Annotated in this window: 11 protein-coding genes and 2 pseudogenes; 8 read left to right on the plus strand and 5 right to left on the minus strand. The window is 58.2% G+C overall.

The annotated features are described in order from the left end of the window. From FJ424_RS08300 to FJ424_RS08310, 3 genes and pseudogenes are all read left to right on the plus strand, one after another. Positions 1–431, plus strand: a pseudogene (locus FJ424_RS08300) (hypothetical protein); the annotation flags it as partial. A 160-nt stretch (positions 432–591) separates the two neighbouring features. Beyond that, positions 592–2,760 carry a type I secretion system permease/ATPase gene (locus FJ424_RS08305; RefSeq protein ID WP_140659679.1) on the plus strand — a complete coding sequence of 723 codons (2,169 nt, stop codon included), beginning with the start codon at positions 592–594 and terminating at the stop codon, positions 2,758–2,760. A gap of 1 nt (position 2,761) precedes the next feature. Next, on the plus strand, positions 2,762–4,225 hold the full coding sequence (locus FJ424_RS08310) for an HlyD family type I secretion periplasmic adaptor subunit (RefSeq protein ID WP_181182249.1): 1,464 nt from the start codon (positions 2,762–2,764) through the stop codon (positions 4,223–4,225). A gap of 911 nt (positions 4,226–5,136) precedes the next feature. Here the strand turns inward: FJ424_RS08310 and FJ424_RS08315 are convergent. Beyond that, positions 5,137–6,188 (minus strand): annotated as a pseudogene (locus tag FJ424_RS08315) (IS110 family transposase). Between the two features lie 209 nt (positions 6,189–6,397). Here FJ424_RS08315 and FJ424_RS33520 point away from each other — a divergent pair. The 5 genes from FJ424_RS33520 (at position 6,398) to FJ424_RS08340 (ending at position 10,927) form a co-directional block, all read left to right on the plus strand. Beyond that, complete coding sequence (locus FJ424_RS33520) at positions 6,398–6,574, plus strand: hypothetical protein (protein WP_181182248.1); 177 nt, start codon at positions 6,398–6,400, stop codon at positions 6,572–6,574. Between the two features lie 274 nt (positions 6,575–6,848). Next, entirely contained in the window at positions 6,849–7,355 is a 507-nt protein-coding gene (locus FJ424_RS08325) for a hypothetical protein (protein WP_140659677.1), read from the plus strand. A 261-nt stretch (positions 7,356–7,616) separates the two neighbouring features. Then, the gene (locus FJ424_RS08330) at positions 7,617–8,393 is read left to right on the plus strand and encodes a hypothetical protein (protein ID WP_140659676.1); all 777 of its coding nucleotides are present in this window, start codon (positions 7,617–7,619) and stop codon (positions 8,391–8,393) included. Positions 8,394–8,491: 98 nt separating this feature from the next. Next, positions 8,492–9,319 (plus strand): toll/interleukin-1 receptor domain-containing protein, encoded by an 828-nt coding sequence (locus FJ424_RS08335; protein WP_140659675.1) that lies wholly within the window; start codon positions 8,492–8,494, stop codon positions 9,317–9,319. Positions 9,320–10,198: 879 nt separating this feature from the next. After that, positions 10,199–10,927 (plus strand): hypothetical protein, encoded by a 729-nt coding sequence (locus FJ424_RS08340; protein ID WP_140659674.1) that lies wholly within the window; start codon positions 10,199–10,201, stop codon positions 10,925–10,927. Positions 10,928–11,279: 352 nt separating this feature from the next. Here FJ424_RS08340 and FJ424_RS33525 read toward each other — a convergent pair whose 3' ends face one another. From FJ424_RS33525 to FJ424_RS08360, 4 genes are all read right to left on the minus strand, one after another. Beyond that, on the minus strand, positions 11,280–11,558 hold the full coding sequence (locus FJ424_RS33525; protein ID WP_140659673.1) for a hypothetical protein: 279 nt from the start codon (positions 11,556–11,558) through the stop codon (positions 11,280–11,282). A gap of 260 nt (positions 11,559–11,818) precedes the next feature. Beyond that, complete coding sequence (locus FJ424_RS08350; RefSeq protein WP_140659683.1) at positions 11,819–12,778, minus strand: FAD-dependent monooxygenase; 960 nt, start codon at positions 12,776–12,778, stop codon at positions 11,819–11,821. Between the two features lie 16 nt (positions 12,779–12,794). Next, on the minus strand, positions 12,795–14,768 hold the full coding sequence (locus FJ424_RS08355; protein WP_140659672.1) for a LodA/GoxA family CTQ-dependent oxidase: 1,974 nt from the start codon (positions 14,766–14,768) through the stop codon (positions 12,795–12,797). 140 nt (positions 14,769–14,908) lie between these two features. Further along, a complete protein-coding gene (locus tag FJ424_RS08360; RefSeq protein WP_140659671.1) occupies positions 14,909–15,517 on the minus strand; it encodes a hypothetical protein in 609 nt (202 codons plus the stop codon). Between the last annotated feature and the right edge of the window lie 17 nt (positions 15,518–15,534).

Here is a 15,534-nt window from a genome sequence, read left to right on the forward strand (position 1 = left end):
ACGGCACCTCGATCAGCCTGACCGGCGGCCTGCCGATTGTCGGCGGCGCCGGCAACGACACCCTCAATGGCACGAGCGGCAACAACTCACTGTATGGATTTGCTGGCAACGATACGCTTAACGGCAATGGCGGCAACGACACTTTTATCGGCGGTGCCGGAGACGACATTTTAAACGGCGGAAGTGCTGTCGATACCTTCGTATTCCAGCCAAATTTTGGAAACGATACCATCAACGGCTATACGGCATCGGGAACAAATGCCGATCTGATCTCGATAGATCACACTGTGTTTGCAGACTGGTCACACCTTTTGGCGGCATCAACCCAATCCGGCAGCGACGTCCTCATAGCGGCTGACCCAAATGACTCAATTCTGCTCAAGAATGTATCCCTTGCCAGTCTGCAGCAGAGCCAGTTTCAGTTTGCGTAATATGCTCCTTGCTTCATCAATGACACGCCCGCTCGGCAGTCTGTCCGCAGCTCAATTAGCCGTTAGGAGCAGGAGGGGATCTAGCAGCGGCTGCTCAGCGGTTATGCCCGTCGAGGGTACAGATTGGTCCTTCTCTCCCGTCTTGGGCATCTAAGCGGCTATGGATGGCGCCGAAACCAAGGAGGCCGATGCACCGGCGGAGCGCCTTGACTCCGGACTCCGGGCGCTGTGCGGCATTGCAGCCTTCTTTCGCATAGCCGCCGATCCTGCGCATCTGGAAAAGCAACTGGCTCTATCCGGGCGTTCAGCCAGCGAAAAAGATCTCGTGCGCGCGGCCAAGATGATTGGGCTCAAGGCCCGCGTCATCAGCCGGATCAATGCCAAACGACTTGAAACGATTCCTGTGCCCGCCATTGTTCGAGTGGGCGACGGCGCGTTCCGGGTTTTCGGAGGCAAGAACCCGAGCGGCAAATTCCGGCTCGTCGATCCGATCACTCGGATTGACCAGGAGCTCACGATCGAGAACCTGCTCGATGCGATCGGCTCGGAAGTCGTGCTCGTTGGCCGGCGCATTGGCGGACAAGGCTCCGACCCGCGTACCTTCGGCCTCGGTTGGTTCCTGCCTTCCATCTGGCGCTATCGCAAGCCATTGGGTCATGTGCTGCTGGCTTCTCTGTTTGTGCAGATCTTTGCCTTGGTAACACCGTTGTTCTTCCAGGTCGTCGTTGACAAGGTACTCACGCACAAGGGGTACTCGACGCTCTACATCATCGTGATTGGCATGGCCGTCATCGGGCTTTTCGACGTCGGCCTGCAGTACCTGCGTAGCTACGCCCTCTCACACACCACCAATCGCATCGACGTTGAGCTGGGGCAGAAGCTCTTTCACCACCTGCTGAGATTACCGCTGGGCTATTTCGAAACCCGCTCCGCGGGGCAGACCGTTGCCCGCGTCCGCGAACTGGAGACAATCCGAAGCTTTCTGACCGGACAGGGACTGTTTTCCGCCATCGATCTCGTTTTCGCGGTGATCTTCATCGCCGTGCTGTTTGCCTATTCCTGGAAGCTGACGCTGATCGTCGTGGGCTCAATTCCACTGTACGTGCTGATCGCCTTCCTGGTGCGACCATCCTTGCGTGAGATGATCAAGGAGAAATTCAACCGCGGCGCGGTCAGCCAGCAGTTCCTGGTCGAGGCGATCGTCGGCATCCATACGGTCAAGGCCGGTGCCGTGGAACCGGTAATGCAGGAGCAGTGGGCCGAACGTCTCGCGGCATACGTTCGCACCGCGTTTGACGCGACCATGCTTAGCGCAGGCGGCCAGAACGCCATTCAATATGTGAGTAAGGCTTCAACTGCCTTGCTCCTTCTGTTTGGAGCCAGAGCTGTGATTGAAGGCGACCTGTCCGTGGGCGGGTTGATTGCTTTCAATATGATTGCGGGACAGGTGGTGCAGCCAGTCCTGAGATTGTCTCAAATCTGGCAGGACTTCCAGCAGGTGCAGATCTCGGTCGACCGTCTCGGCGACATTTTGAATACGCCGACGGAGCGCATTCCGCTGACCAGTCTGGTGCTGCCGGCGCCGAAGGGCGCAATTGACCTCAAGAATATTACCTTCCGCTACCGCCCTGGGTCACCGGAAGTGCTGAAATCCATATCACTCTCGATCCAGCCGGGTGAGGTAGTCGGCATCGTTGGCCCGTCGGGGTCTGGAAAATCAACTTTGACGAAGCTGATCCAGCGCCTCTACGTGCCTGACGAGGGACAGGTGCTGCTCGACGGGATGGATCTTTCTCAGCTCGACCCCGCGTGGCTCCGCAGCCAGATCGGTGTGGTGCTGCAGGAGAATCTTCTTTTCAACCGGACCATCCACGAAAATATTGCATTCGCCAATCCGGCGTTGCCTCGAGCCAAAGTCATCGCGATCGCGAAACTCGCTGGCGCTGACGAGTTCATTGCCAAGCTTCCTCAAGGTTACGACACCCTCATTGCGGAACGTGGCGCCAACCTTTCCGGCGGTCAGCGCCAGCGAATTGCCATTGCGCGGGCGTTGGCCACCGACCCTCCGATCCTGATCTTTGACGAAGCTACTTCGGCCCTCGACTATGAGAGCGAGCGGGTCATCCAGCAGAATATGCGTCAGATCGTTCACCGGCGAACGGTGATCATCATTGCCCATCGCCTGGCTGCCGTCCGGCCCTGCAACCGCATTGTCGGCATGGCGGAGGGACGAATCGTCGAAATTGGCAGTCACACCGAGTTGCTAGCAAAGCCCGACGGTCTCTATGCACGGCTGTGGGCTTTGCAGAATGATCAGGCAGGTGCCTGAGATGAATGCGAACGCACCTCCGCCCCGCCTGCCGTTGCGCCCGAAACGACCAAAGCGCTCCGATCAGGAGTTCCTGGCGCCAGCTCTGGAAATATTGGAGACGCCGCCTTCTCCCGTTCGAATGGCGCTGATCCTGATCGTCTGCGCGCTTGTCGCTACAACTCTCACTTGGACCTATGTCGGGCGCCTCGACATCATCGCCACCGCGCAAGGCAAGATCGAGCCGACAGGCAAGGTTAAGGTTGTCCAGCCTTTGCAGACCGGTAATGTCACCCAGATTTTGGCTCGCAACGGCGAGCGCGTGGCTGCCGGTCAGGTCATTGTCGAGCTGGATGCGACCGAGGCGAGGTCGCAGCTCGAAGCGCTAGTCCAGCAACTTGCCGCTCTGAAGGCCGAAGTTGAGCGCCGCAAGGGTGCAGTGGACCTGGTCGGCGCACACAAGGACGGGACGACCGCCATCTCTGTCCCTGTACTCTCCTGGGATGAAACTATCCCTGATGTCATCCGCGCGCGGGAACAGGGGATTCTGCAAAAGGACCTGGAGCGGTTGCAGTCCGAGTTGGCTTCAATCGAGAGCCAGATAGCTCAAAAGGCCAGTCATGCACGTTCCATTACCGAAACCATATCCGCCCAAGAGAGCCTCAATCAGACGCTGCGGGACCTCTCATCCATGCAGGAGACGCTTGTCAGCAAGCAGGCCGCGTCGAAAGCCCAGTGGCTTGACGCGCTCCAGAATCTGAAAACGCAACAGGTGACGCTGACAACCGAATTGAGCGAGCGGGCAGACGACATGGCTAACATAGACGTGCTGCGCGCTGAGGAGGTGAAGGCGCGTGACGCATTCCAGGCCGATTATATGCAAAAGCTGGCTGACGCCGAAAAGCAAGCCGATGATCTGGCGCACAAGGTGCGTCAGGCTCAATCCCAGCTAGATCACATGACGTTGCGGAGCCCGATCGATGGCATCGTTCAGGCTTCCTCGGTGACCACGGTTGGCCAGGTGGTCACCACCGGTCAGGAGTTGATGCGGATCGTCCCCGCGGCAAGCACGATCGATGTCGAAGCCTATCTGCCGAACGAGGATGTTGGCTTCGTGCGCATCGGGCAACAAGCCGACGTGAAAATCACCGCCTTTCCGTTCACGCGATATGGAACGATCCCGGCCAAAGTCATCGCGGTTGGGAAGGATGCCATTTCGGCCGATGAAGCCCGGCAGAAGCTCGCGGACCCGTCACGTGTTACAACCGGCACATCCGGTGTGAGTATCTCTGACGGCGCAGGGAATCTTGTTTTTCCCATCGAGGTGCAGCTCGACGCATCATCCATCAAGGTCGATGGGGTGGCCGTCGATTTAGCCCCCGGCATGAGCGTGACTGTCGAGATCAACACCGGCAGCAGGCGGATCCTCGAGTACCTCTTTTCGCCGCTGGTGGAGACAGCTGAAACAGCGATGCATGAACGCTAAGCTGCCTCGACCGGCCGCATCCAGGATCAGCGGCCAGACACGAGATGGACTTTGCTCCGCTTTCAGTAGCTAAGACGTCGACAGCAACTCGGCGCGTTGTGGCCAGTCCAAGGCGCTGTGGCGCAGCTGAGCCGGATTCAACTTACGGCTCAAAATGCGGTTACTCTCGTTCTCCCGGTTGCACGCCGTCCAGAACATCCTTCGGTCGCGGCCGCCGCTCCTTCCAACACGTCCGTGCGTGGGGTGCCCCCACTCCCCGCAGCAACGATTCACTCGGCGGCGATGGGCCGAGCAGCTTGAGCACGGGGTCGCGCGAATACCGCCCAGCCGAAAGCGAAACTCGGGCGCATCAACCATCGCGGCGCCCAACAATGTGGGAAAAGTAGTTGACGTCCAGACTCTTGGGGATCTGGCACACATTGCGAGCCTAGACTGCAAAGTGCGAAAGGCAGCCAAAAGACCAAGAAAAACAACCTACCGACAGCGCGGCAATGTGCGGCCTTTTATCTTGCAGTCTTAATCGGCCGTACTTTGCGAGATTTTCTTGCCGTCGCCGTTCCTCTTCCAGACTGCGATAATACACTATTCTATGTTCTATACCACGATTCCGTATTCTGGCGTCGAGTTCCGATGCGCCGTGCAGTCTTCCGCGCTCTGCGATGGGATAGTTGCGCTGCTTATTTGCAGCACTGGAACCGTCGTGGCGCACTTTTCCATCGGACTGACCGAGCATCGTCACAGGCAATCCGACGCGGTCCGGCCGTCTCGCGATCGGCGCGGCCGCAGGCAAGACAACGTGCGTTCCGTCGTTCCTGGCCTGCATCGGTCCTCATCCGCCGGAGCGGATCCCTTGTGTCAGGTGGCGCCCGTCAGCATGCCGGCGCCATGCGCTTCAACTTCCGTTGCACCGTTCATCGATGCGCTCCCAGCAGCCGGCGATCCTTGATATGAGCGCGCCGGGCACCATCGCTTCGGTTTGCCGCGGAATCGCCGACATAGAACGTTCCGTCGCTCCACATGGCGTGCATGATCACCGCCAGCTTGCGCGCCACGGCGACACAGGCCTTGCGGTGGCAGGAGCGTTTGGCGATCGCCTGGCCCCAGCTCTTGACCTTGTCGGAGCCTTTGAAGCGCGTCATCGGCCCCGACGCCGCCTCGTAAAGCGAGCGTCGTACATCAGTATCGCCGGCTTTCGATATGGGACCCTGAACGTCGATCGAGGTGCCCGACTGCCAGCGCCGCGAGGTCAGCCCGAAGTAGGCCGCGACGTCGCGTGAGCGGCGGAAGCGCGACGGATCATCGATCGCCGTCATGAACGAAAGTGCTGTGATGGGGCCGACGCCGGGAATGGCCATGAAGCGTCGGCACAGTTCGCTGCGTGCCACCATTTTGACGACGAGATCGTGCAGCCGGCAATACTGCCTCCACAGCGCTGCGCGCCCCGACAGCATGGCGTCCATCAACTCGGACGACAGTGGATCTTCCGGCACCGCGGTGCGCACCGCCTGCTCGAAAGCCCCTCGCCCGACCTTGCTCAGGCGGATGCCGAACGACTTCAGCGAGTGCCGGATGGCGTTCTCCAGGTCGATGAACTTGGCCTTCAGGTTGCGCCGGTGCGTCAGCAGAAGCTTCGTCCGGTAACAGCTTTCCGACTTGATATGGGCCTGTCGGAACCAGCCGGTTCGCATGATATGGGCGATGCCGAGCGCATCGGCCTTGTCGGTCTCTTGTTGCCTGCGCCGACATAGCGGCGCGCACGTGCTGCGTCTCTAGGCAGACGGCCGGCAGGCCGAGTTTCTTGAGCTCGGGATGAAGCCAGTGATCCTGCCTCGTGGCCGACGCGGCGCGGGCGCGGCAGAAACGGCTTCAGCACTGCAAAAAGCGCATCGGGATCCGTAACCGCCGTCGTCTCAAGGTGCACCGCGCCATGATCGTCGACAACGCACACCGCTGTCTCGTCCATCGACACATTTCAGCCCGCCGCCTGAATCTTGATGCATGCAGGGCATGTGGCGGACATCCGCTTGCTGCCAAGAAACCTGTCGTCACGCAACGCAGGAGGCGCCTCGCGGCCATTCTTCGGGTTCTTCCGGCATACAACGAAATGAGGAACATATTCCATCCGGCCAAGAGGCGCTTGACTCTTTGTTCTCATTTCGTTCACTGTTCCTCATGAGCGACGAAATCAGATTGCCCAAGCCCGAGCACCCCACGCCGCCAGGCGTCCGACAGCATTTTTGCGAGCACGACGGCTGCAACAAGGATGCCGGCTGGGGCTTCGCCAAGCCGAAGCAGGCGCCGCACTGGTTCTGTTTCGAGCACCGCGGCGAAGGCGGGAAATTCGTTTAGGGAGCAAGTTGCGATGTCCCGTCATCAATTCGTGCGGGAACTCGAAAGCGCCGCCGACCACATCGCGGACGCTTCACGCGCCGATCTGCAAGGCTGCTCCGAAGGGCCGCGCTTGTGCTTCGAAACGTCGGCGGGATCAGCCTTGATGCACGCACTGACGAAGCGTTGACCAGCTTGGCAGCCGAGATGAGAACGGCCAAACCCGATCTGTTGGAAAACATTGTCGGGGGTTGGCTTGCCGCCAACGCCTATCTGCCTGTACCGCACGAGCTAGATGAAGACGGTACCGTGGAGGGAAGCGCATGATGCAGAAGACGCCGCCCACCTTGCAAAGGCGGCGAACGCACCCGCAATCATAAAGGGCAGCGGAGGGGCAAAGAACATGATCAGACAGTTGTTCAATCGGTTTCGGGAGCCGGATCAGCCGCTTGCCTTTTATAGCGAATGGCGAGAGCGCGCAAAAACCTTCCACGAAGCGGTTTTTGGAGCCATTGAGAGCATTATCCTGGTGGCGGCGCTCCAATACGCCTATCTCAAGACCGGGTCGTGTTACCTCGCGGGCTTAATGGTGCTGGGTTATGCCGCAATGATGACAATGATCATCGAAGACATCAGATATGGGATGCATGCGGCGTTCGACAGATTTTTCGAGAATAGTCCTTATCGGAATGCGTTTCTTTGGGGCGCGGGAGCGATCGTTATGGCACTGTTCGCCTTCCTACCGACGCAAGTCAGCCATGTCATAGATCAGCTAATTTCCAACCATATTATGGTGGACTGAACCGCGGAACCAATGCCAGATTCAGTTGAACAACGGCCACTGCCGCCAGACGACATCAGCTTTCGAAGCTATGTCGAAAGGGAATGGGCGAAGATCATTCGATTCTGGAAAAATGGATGAGCGAACGAGTCGAGACTATCGGCTCTTGAAGAGCTAATCGAATTCAAGCGTGTCGCGATATTCGTAGATAAGGAAATAGATCCGAGACCGTTCGATTGGGAGACAGATTGGCTCCAAGCGAACAGCCTCCACGATTTTAACGTGGACGTTGTGAAAAACCGTAAGCAGCATGTCGACGATCTGAAAAAGATGTGGTTCGAATGGACTGAGCGAAGTTACACCTACTTTTCGGATTTGAGCCTGGAGGCGCTTAGGTCGATGGTCTTAATCGTAAAGCCGAGCCCTCCAGAGCAGCAGGTGCCCCCTAACCCTTGGCCGGGCGCCTTCTCTCGTCGCGACTTCAAACTTGGTATGAGCTTACAAGAGTTCAAACAGACACCGTTTGCCGACAAAGACAAGGATGCGGGTGCGTTTTCTGTTTGTTCAGATGAAGCAAAATCCAAGGACAGTGGCTACGAAACGGCGCAGCTATTCAGCGACGTTTTCCAGAAGTCTGGGATGATCAAGTGCGCCTTCTTTTTCACAGACTCCCAAACCTCGATGGTCTTCGATGCCGGCCTAGGGTTGGCCGACACGATGGTTTCAACGGAGTTTTATTTCCTCCCGGACGATAGCTTGACGCCCAGGCTGTTTTGGATTCAGACCTCCGGGCCTGCCGACATGGTAGGGGCGCTGGTTCCTGTAATGGTCAAGGCCTACGGAGAGCCGCAGCACACTGTCGAGATTTGGCAAAATCAAGCTGGCGGAAAATTCGACAGCGACGTTTACGTGTGGACCAGTCCATCCAGCCAAATCACCCTGAAGCATTTTGGATCGCGAAACACCGTTTTCGATCTCAAGCACACTCTCAAACCACTCGACGAGAAGTTCGCTCGGATCCTTGATCAGCAAAATGCCGAAGCGGCCAAAAAGCTTTGAGCAAGGAACGTGGAGAAGTCTGGTTACGGCAAGGGAAAGGCCGTCTGCGGGCCGAACGAGGGCCGCCGATCCTTCTTCAACGCTAATCGGGAGGGGAAATGCCATCATATCATTCCAATATCAGTCGCCTTCAGAGTGACATAGCCCGTCTGCAAAAGGACGACGCTGCCTTGTTGTCGAAGGAGTCTGCTTTGCTGAAAAAAGTGAACAGCGCCAGGGACGCTATCGGTCGAACGAGCTCGACAATGACCATAAGCTCAAAACTCAAAGAGATCGAACGGGCTTCATCCGATCTTGCTACGCAAGGCAAAAAGCGGGCTGAGATATCGGGAAAGGTTGCTTCGAAGACGAAGGAACTTAACGATTACATTAGGAAACAGGCTACAGAAGACGAGCGCTCTCGAAAGAAAGTGGCCGACGAACAAAAGCGATTGTTACGCGAACAGGAGACCAAAACCAAGCAAATTGGCCGAGAGATCCGTCGGATGGCAGAAGCCTCTCCTCCAGCGCTAAGCGCTGACCGCCCGTTTGATTTCTTTATTTCTCATGCCAGTGAAGACAAAGCAGACTTTGTAACTGCTTTAGCAAATGAGCTGACGGCATTGAGTGCGGAGGTATTTTACGATCAGGCTACGCTAAAGATCGGAGACAGTTTGCGCCGAAACATAGATGCCGGCCTTCGCAACTCCCGCTATGGCATTGTTGTCCTTTCTAGCGCCTTTTTCAGCAAGGAGTGGCCTGCGCGAGAACTCGACGGCCTCACGGCACTCGAAGTAGGTGGACAGACTCGAATTCTACCGATTTGGCATAAGGTTTCGAAGGACGAAGTGGCAGCCTACAGCCCCGTGCTCGCCGATAAGGTAGCGCTAAACACTTCGCTTCTGAGCGTGAAGGAGATCGCTGCGGAACTCTTCGGTTTGTTGTAGCCCGAGGTCACCTCACGTTCCATGGACGACCGTAGACTTCGCTGCCGATGGTGTGGCCACGAGCATCTTCTGGATCAACATAGCATGGTGAGGCGCGCACGTGCTCTCATGTTACTGGGATCAATGAACAGCGCCCAGTCGCCCTTACGGGGCACGCGTCGATTTACCATCGACGCCGCCCTACCGTGCCTGAAGGAAGGCAGCGCTCAATTAGGGGTTGTTTGGTTAGCTGGATGGCGCCGGCGGTTCGCCAGGCTTTGAGTTTGTACCAAGGACGATAAACTTGAGCTTCGGGAGAGCGACCGTCTCACAGGACCATAGCATTGCTATTGCTCGTTAGAAGTAGTTGTTTTAGAATAACAAGAACAATGCCTCGCTGGCGACTTCACGTCGCTACGTATAACGCATGTGGTTCACCATGCTGGTAGGGGGATGTCATGAAATTGCTGAGAGTCATACAGGCGCTCGCTTTGCTTTCCGCGACCGTCTTGGGAACCCACCTGACATATGCCAAGACGTGTATGGCACCATCACATCCAGAGTGCGTGGCTAACTGTCCGATGAATTGTGCAGCAATTTACGTAGAGAAGGACGGTCCTTGTCTAAAGTCCTGCTCGAGTACGGAAATACTGCCGGGGGCACTTAGCTTAAGCATCGACGGCTTAACACCGGACCAACTCAAAACCATGCTCTCGCAGCCCCAAATCAATTCGAAGTAGGCACACAGGTAAGGCATTGCGCCATTGCGCACGAGGGGGGCCTATGCGTTGCTATACGCGAGGACTGTCAGTAGTGGTACTTCCCGCTTTTTTGCTCGGCGGGTGCGGCACCCACGTCCCTCAGATGCAGGAGTTTTGGGAGGGCAAAGATGGCAGTCAGATGGAGCTGAACATCAAGGACCGTGTATATTGCGATGTGAAGCAGGCCGTCATCGATTCAGAAAAGGTGAAGGTTAATCGGAACGGCAATGATATTGACGCTCTTCCCAATGATTGGGGAGTTCAAGTTAGCATAAATCTGACGGTCGATGAGACTGGTGCGGCCAATCCCGGTCTTTCCTTTCCGAGAACGCTCTCCAAGGGGGGAACTTTCACCTTGGGGCTTGGTGGAACACTTTCCTCACAGGCGACAAGGATCGACAAATTTAGCTTCTACTACAACGTCGGCGATCTAAAAGTGCCATTCGACAAAAGCGGTACATCCTGCGATCCCAAGAGTGGAAGTTCACTTCTCCTGACGAGCAACCTTGGAGTGAGTGAATGGCTTACAAACGCTTTAGCAGTCGAAAACTACTACCCGTCGACTCCATCAACCACCAAGCAGGACGTATTGTCGTATGAGGTAAAATTCGTCGTGATTTCCACCGGCAATGTAAACCCAAGTTGGAAGCTGGTGCGGTTCTCCTCAAATACTGGGGGTTCCCCGTTGGGGAGTATGGGAAGAACGCGCACTCATGATTTGCTTCTCACGTTTGGACCAGGCGCCCCTGCAGAAAAGAAGAAAAAGAAAGCTTCCCAGCCCGGCACGCTAGCCGCCTACTCACATCTTGCATCGGAAATCGGCCTTGCGATCGGGAACAACATCCAGAGCCTCTTGCCCTCACAATGAGGTGGGCCGCGCCCGGCCTCTAGTTGTTCGCGGCCTTGCACCGCGCCGGACGTCACACGGGTTACAACGGCTGTGCCGCTAAACGGCTAGGCGAGAGCCACCGTCGCCCTATTCAGGCGCCTGCACCCCGATAGAAATCACAAGTCAAGGGCCGCACCGGTAACGGTCAACAATAAAAACAAGCAGTTACCTTTAAAGGCGCGCTAAGTCGCGCGTTTCACGCGGCGCACATGGTCGATCCATCCAAATGGACTCAAACAGGGGCAACGAAACGGGCCGCCGACCCGAACCCCGCAACCTTGGCAAACGACTCTCTGAATGAAATTCCGATGCTTGAGTGCATCGGTCAAACTCATCTCAAAGCGGATTCATGCATCCCCATCGCGGTCGCCTGGGCGGTTCTTGGCTTCCTGAGCAAGCTGGCGAAGGGCGTCAACGTCGGGTAGCCTCGGACAAGGCCGGGATTGACGTGCCCCCAAATTACCTCGTCGTGCCAATCGCATTTGCGGGGCGTCTCAAACAGGATAGGAAAGAAAGCCGGATCCTCGATATCACCGCGCGCGACTGCGGCGTGGTCGTAGAGCTCATGGGTCGTGGCAATGACGACTAGTGCGCCCTTGGTCTTCGACAAGCCGGAGCTCGATACGTTCCAAAGGTTGCTTGGTTACGACCGAGGGCATTCCGGCTCACTTGTCCATTTTCGACGGGCCGAAGAAGAGAGGGCACAACCCGTAACGGTGGGTAAGTCCTCGCGTCGCACGGCAAAGAGCAAAGTGGCGCTCATCCGCTCTCGCCTAGGAGCGGATCAGCGATCAGCAATTGCTCCGGCCGGAGAACGGCCCCACGCCGCCTTCCCCCGCTTGAATGGTGGCCTGCCGAAACCACGCGCCTTCAATAGTGTAGGGCGCGATAGACTTCTGCCCTGCCCAGCTCAGAGTATGCAAAGGTCGCCATCATGGCAGTACTATAGTCAGTTGCCACGTCCGGCATGATGCCGCCTTCGGCCGCGATCGCGCCGACTGCTACCAATGCCGAGGAAAGCGCGTTGACCAATCCCTGGGAAGCGATCGGATCGAAGGAGGCGGCAGCATCGCCGACCGCAATCCAGTCATTGCCTGCGGCACGCTTGAGGCAGGCCGCCGACGCGTTGAGCCTCTCGCCTCGAGCCATGCGCCGGCGCTTGTCCCGGTAAACGGACCAGCTCTCGCGGCGACCGTCGGGTCCCAAGGTCGCATAGGTCCACGAGCCCTTGCACGCCTCGACATCGAGCCAAGCCGTCTCCTGCGATGGCTCGCCCGACTTATCCAGCAGCGTACGCTCGGCAACGAGACGTTCTTTGACCATACGCTCGCCACCCATGCGGCATGCCAGCGCGGCCGATCGGCCTGTGGCGTCCACCAGGAGTGACGCCAACAGATTGGTCGTCACGCCGGCGCTCCTGATCTTGATTTCAAAACCGTTTTGGTTTCGGCAGACGTCGACCGCGCGGCCATTAAGGGCGGTAGCGCCAGCGGCCAGGGCGAGCCCATGAAGATGCGCATCAAAACCGGCGCGATCGATGATGAACCCTTGGCTTCCCGGTCGGCACAAGAAGTCGTCGATCTCCTGCTCGTTCGACGACCACCTGCGTCGAATGCCGGCGCATGGTCGCGCTATGGACGGGTCGGCCAGCGCTTCTTCCAGTTGGAGGGCTTGGACAATGCCGGTCGCGGTTGGCGAAACAATTTCCAGCCGGTCCCGCTTGGGCTGACGCGGATCGACTAGGAACACCTGCCTGCCGAGACATGCAAGCAGCCGTGCCGCTGTAGCGCCGGCGGGGCCGGCGCCCACAACGGCAATATCTACGCGCATCCTGCGCACCAAGAGTTCATACCTCGCCCTGGCGGAAACCGGGCCGCCCCGGAACACGCGCTTTGGGCACTGCCGTCTCGTGCACGAGAGCCGCGCCCGCGGCGACCGCCTGTTTGTCGAGGCTCTCCACGGCAACCACAAGCGCGTATTTCAGGTCGCTACCCGCAGGTTCATTGCTGCGTCCCTGCTCGAAGCGGGTGTCCGCGGGCAGGTGTTTCGGCGGGTTCCTCGAGGGCAGAACCATTCCAAGCTCCGCCCATTTCTTGATCGAAAGAGCAATCCGACCGTAGTAGTCGAGCGCGCGAATGTCGCGAAGCCAGTCTGAACGAAGTGCAAAGTGTTTGTGGATCTGCAGGCTCGCGGTTTTTGGATCGAGCGCTGAAGCACGCTCATAACTGGCTTGCGCAAGCACCTGGTCGGGTACTCGTGCACCCCAAAACGTTGGCATTGACAGGAACGTAGAGGGAAAATAGTCGGCGCTGGAATTGCAGGACACTCCATCGGTCTGCCACGGCACGCCCATGAATCTGGTCAGCGCCCCTGCCGCCGCGCCATCGAATGGTCCGCCAGATCCGGTGCATACCTCGGGATTGAGAATGTCGCCATAGTCCTGCCTGGCGGGCTTCATGCCCGGCAGCACCTTGAGCCTATAGGCTTCCTTCCACAGTAGCGGGATCCGCATTATCCATGTGATTTCGATGCCTGGATGGAAGGGACCGCCAAGGCAGTCATGCAGTGAAGCGCGTTTGAGATGCTCGACCTGATCAGCGGCTGAGAGGCTGTCAAAAGCAGGTGGTGTTGGGACGCCCGTCCAATCGTCGGTAAAGCTCCCATCCGCCCAGCGACGTAGATGTTCATATTGCGTAGGTGTCACCGACATAAGGGCCTGAGGGGCGGGTCGATTGGGCAGATCGAAGAGCGTATCGACGGCGTCACCGTAGATTTGCGGAATCTGCGCCTCGATGAAGGGGCCATCAGATCTGGGGCGCCGAAAGAGCGCAAAAACGCCCTTGCGCCAAGCGGCATTCGCGTCGGAGACGTCCTTCAGTCTGTCGATTACCTTCTGGTTGCGGGCATCGAGCGGCGAACCTTCGCCATGAATGACGAAGAGGCCATGATCGACCCACTGCAGACCAGTCAGCCGATCGAAGATCGGCCAGATGTCGGTCGTGAACCGCGTTGTGGTCGGGGCAGCAATCCAGGCCTGGTCCTGAAAGACTTCCCTGACCGTATCGTCCATGGTGACGAGACCGGTAGTGCCTGGGGCGAAATTCGGCGGGGTGACGACGACGTAGCCGGCCTCGGCCTCAATCGGTTCTTGTCCCGGGAAGCTTACGGTCGCACGAACCGGTCCATCCGAAATGTCGTCGTGCCAGCCGACATTGTTGGCAAATGTAAGTGGAGTGACGCTGCCTTTGAATGCAGCCGAGGTCCCTCTGCCGCCCAAGAAGAGCAGGCGCCCCAAAGCGTCGGTCCTCAATTCGCCCAGGTAGACGATTCTGTTCCAGAACTGCCCGTCGCTAAAGGAGATAGCCGAAGCATTTCGGCCTTCGATGGTAAGCGGCGTCGGGACGATGTCCAGTGCGCGCCTGCCCCCGGGGATCGAAATCTGATCCGGCCGATTGCGTCGCATCGCCGGCTTGCTCATGTCGTCCGGCAGATCCATGGCCTGGTTGAATTCGTACCAGCCTGCCTTGATATTGGCGACGGCGACCGACCATTCGATCTTGGCATCGTCAGCGGTGATTTCCTTGACCGATCCATCCTTCAGGTGAGCGTAGACGCGAAAGCGGGCAGCCTGGCGCTTGATGCTGCCATCCGCCGCACGGAAGTGTTCCAAGAACCGGGCTGGCGTGCCGTCGGGCATGGTCGCAGGCCCGCCGATCACTTCGGGTCCGGCCACGAAATCGTCCTGTCCGGTGGCGTTGCCCACTCTGGCGATGCCCAACGGCGGGTAGACCTTGATCGCCTCAATAAGTGTCGTATCCATCGCTCCCCCTATTTACCTCGCGTTCGCATTCCGTGGTCGCTACGGACGCCCGCACTTGCGGGTGCTGGACGTATCGCCAGCCAGGTGAATTTTCGGGCATCCGGCTATCGAGAAGATGGCGCGGCAAACTTTGCCCGCGATCAGAATTCGCGCCGCTCATGGAAGATCTCGACCGTTTCGAGACCATTGCTGCGCAGTACGCGCACATCTATCGCCGTGGCGCCGGCAAACTGGTTGACGTCGACGTTGGCGGCATTCGGCCGTTCAAGCCCCACCGCCATAGTATGCCAGCGGCTGTCGCCTTCCGGACGAACCTGGAGCATGTAGGAAACGTTGGGTTCGGCGGGAGTATCGCCGGCCAGGGGAATGTGATGCTCCCGCCCGGATGTCGGCCGGGCAAGTTCGACCTGGCCTTTCGGTTCCGGGCTTCCGGGCGCGTACTGCGATGCCTCGACGCCATCGACGAACAACTTGACCTGTCGAAGGGACGGCGTGACGGGGACGAATTCTTCAAACATCACGTCGCTTCCAGGCGTGCCACAGGACGCCGTCATTGGATTGACAGCCAGATCGAAGAGCACCTGTTGGTTGTCGTCGATGCCCTTCAGGCGCACACGATCTTCCCCTCCGTCCTTGGAGGCGAAGGCAACCTTGGTCGGCAGCATGGACAGGATAGCCCCGCGGCGTGCCTTTATATCGTAGGTTCCGACGATCTGAGCCCAGTCGCCATATTCCATCTTTCGTGCCATTTCGGATCCCCTCGGTA

It is taken from the genome of Mesorhizobium sp. B3-1-8 (genome assembly GCF_006439495.1).
In the GTDB taxonomy this organism is placed as follows: Bacteria; Pseudomonadota; Alphaproteobacteria; order Rhizobiales; family Rhizobiaceae; genus Mesorhizobium.

Excerpts from the sequence above, each read along its gene's own strand:
- FJ424_RS33520 (WP_181182248.1), top strand. The coding sequence starts at position 6,398 with ATGAGCGACGAAATCAGATTGCCCAAGCCCGAGCACCCCACGCCGCCA.
- FJ424_RS08350 (WP_140659683.1), bottom strand. The coding sequence starts at position 12,778 with ATGCGCGTAGATATTGCCGTTGTGGGCGCCGGCCCCGCCGGCGCTACA.
- FJ424_RS08340 (WP_140659674.1), top strand. The coding sequence starts at position 10,199 with ATGGAGCTGAACATCAAGGACCGTGTATATTGCGATGTGAAGCAGGCC.
- FJ424_RS08325 (WP_140659677.1), top strand. The coding sequence starts at position 6,849 with ATGAAGACGGTACCGTGGAGGGAAGCGCATGATGCAGAAGACGCCGCC.
- FJ424_RS08310 (WP_181182249.1), top strand. The coding sequence starts at position 2,762 with ATGAATGCGAACGCACCTCCGCCCCGCCTGCCGTTGCGCCCGAAACGA.
- FJ424_RS08360 (WP_140659671.1), bottom strand. The coding sequence starts at position 15,517 with ATGGCACGAAAGATGGAATATGGCGACTGGGCTCAGATCGTCGGAACC.
- FJ424_RS08335 (WP_140659675.1), top strand. The coding sequence starts at position 8,492 with ATGCCATCATATCATTCCAATATCAGTCGCCTTCAGAGTGACATAGCC.
- FJ424_RS08305 (WP_140659679.1), top strand. The coding sequence starts at position 592 with ATGGATGGCGCCGAAACCAAGGAGGCCGATGCACCGGCGGAGCGCCTT.
- FJ424_RS08355 (WP_140659672.1), bottom strand. The coding sequence starts at position 14,768 with ATGGATACGACACTTATTGAGGCGATCAAGGTCTACCCGCCGTTGGGC.